General features: G+C 50.0%; 2 rRNA genes. Both read left to right on the top strand.

What is annotated here, in order from left to right:
- A 23S ribosomal RNA gene (locus tag M3636_RS29365) occupies positions 1-113 on the top strand; the annotation flags it as partial.
- 76 nt (positions 114-189) lie between these two features.
- A 5S ribosomal RNA gene (gene rrf, locus M3636_RS30020) occupies positions 190-252 on the top strand; the annotation flags it as partial.

The following is a 252-nucleotide window of genomic DNA, read 5'->3' on the forward strand; positions in this document are numbered from 1 at the left end:
TGAGATTTCCCAGTATGTAAGACCCCTTGAAGACGACGAGGTAGATAGGCTGGGGGTGGAAGTGCAGTAATGCATGGAGCTGACCAGTACTAATCGGTCGAGGGCTTATCCAATTAGCACGTTTTAATCGCAGACTTTCGTTTCGAATCTAGTTTTCAGAGAACAACACTCTGAGATGTAAGCTACGCGTTTGGTGGCGATGGCGGAGGGGTTCCACACGTACCCATCCCGAACACGACCGTTAAGCCCTCT

This window comes from Paenibacillus sp. MER 99-2, from assembly GCF_023714095.1.
GTDB lineage: Bacteria > Bacillota > Bacilli > Paenibacillales > Paenibacillaceae > Paenibacillus.